Source organism: Bacillus sp. AFS001701 (assembly GCF_002559405.1).
Taxonomy (GTDB): Bacteria; Bacillota; Bacilli; order Bacillales; family Bacillaceae_G; genus Gottfriedia.
Map to the genome: position 1 here is coordinate 1 of NZ_NTZO01000640.1, position 1685 is coordinate 1685.

Sequence of the window (1685 nt, forward strand, 5' to 3'; positions counted from 1 at the left end):
GTTTAGTCGATTTTTTTATTAAGCTAAATGGCAGTATAGTTTAAATAAGAAAAGAACTTCTTTTAAATAATCATAAAAGTGGAGTGGTCAACTATTCGTTGTAACCACTCCATTTTTTATGGGAATTTCTATAAATACTAAAATGTATGAATTTACCTAAATATACCATTGACGATGATAATCATTATTGATATTATCAATCAGGAATGATTATCATTATCGATGACAAGGAGGATAAAGCTTTTGAAAAAGTCATTACAATTTTTTGCACTAATAATAATCTTAGCACTTTCAGTAGCCTGTACTAATCAGAAAGATAAGGTTTCTAAACATCATGAAAAAATGGGTGAAGATGTAGAAATAGGTCAGGTGATTAAAAATGGAATGGAAATTAAGGCTGTTTATATGCCCCATGAAGTTAAAGTTGCACCTGTTGAACATGGAGGGAAAGAAGGAAACATTCATTTAGAAGCTGATATTCATGCAACAAAGGACAATTCATTTGGATTTTCGAAAGGTTCGTGGATTCCTTATTTAACAATTAAATATAATATACATAATCTTGATACAAATGAAAATGTAGCAGAGGGAAAATTGTATCAAATGGTAGCAGGTGACCCACATTATGCATCTAATGTTTTAATACCTGAACCAGGAAATTACGAATTAACTTATCAAATAAGTAAACCTGACTTAGCTCGTCACGTTGATGATGTCAAAGAGTTCTATGAACCTATGAGCTTGAAATGGAAATTTAAATATGATGGGTCTGAAAAATAAAAATTAAGTATAAAGGAAAGTTTCCCTTTCTAACTTAAAGCATAGGAGATAATTAAGCTTATGAAAAAATTATCAAAACGATTTGAAGTACTAGCCTTTCAATCATTAGTTACTTTAATGCGTCTTCTTTTTGGCATTGGCTGGCTTTTGGCAGGTATAACGAAAATTACACAGAAACATTGGTTTATCGAACCCGGGGTTTTTATTAAAAATTATTTAATAATGGCACTCGAAAAACCAAATGTGCCAGAATTTTATAAGTACTTTATTGCACACTTTGCATTAAAACATATCATGTTTTTTAATTACATGATTCCAATCGTTCAGATTACTATTGGTATTCTTCTAATATTAGGATTAATGATAGTTCCTTCTATATTTATTTGTCTATTTATGCATATTAATTTTATACTTTCAGGAAATATGAATTTAATTAGTTTAACTCTTTATACAAGTGCATTTTGTTTATTGCTATTTTTAAACCGTAGTTTTGTTTTAAGTTTTGACCGTTATCTTGGAATTGAAAAACTCTTTAAAATAAATAAACAAAAGATCGGAAATGCAAATAGTTATAGTACATCAAAAGCTTCTTAGGGTAAAAATTCTAAATCATTTAATATTTAAATAATGATCATCCAAGGGTATAGATATTAGTTCTATGCCTTTTTAATTTGGATTAAGCAGTAGCGAAAAAGAAAAGGAAAATTTGAAAAACACTTTAAAAAATATTTTAGATAGTATTTCTTAGGCTATATACTACTATTTCAAATCCAATATTATCCATATGTTTTTAGTAGGTAAGGGGATAGAATATACAGATTATATTGTTCAATTAGTTATATTCTTAATTTTTCTACTGGTTGCTTTCAAAATGAAACTATAAATTCCTTATGTAACTAACGCAT

At 28.0% G+C, this 1685-nt stretch carries 2 protein-coding genes; both read left to right on the forward strand.

Annotation, left to right across the window (positions count from 1 at the left end; translation table 11 throughout):
* Window positions 1-243 precede the first annotated feature (243 nt).
* Entirely contained in the window at window positions 244-780 is a 537-nt protein-coding gene (locus CN514_RS24275; RefSeq protein ID WP_176526064.1) for an iron transporter, read from the forward strand.
* A 60-nt stretch (window positions 781-840) separates the two neighbouring features.
* Entirely contained in the window at window positions 841-1374 is a 534-nt protein-coding gene (locus CN514_RS24280; RefSeq protein ID WP_098234764.1) for a DoxX family membrane protein, read from the forward strand.
* Window positions 1375-1685: the final 311 nt, after the last annotated feature.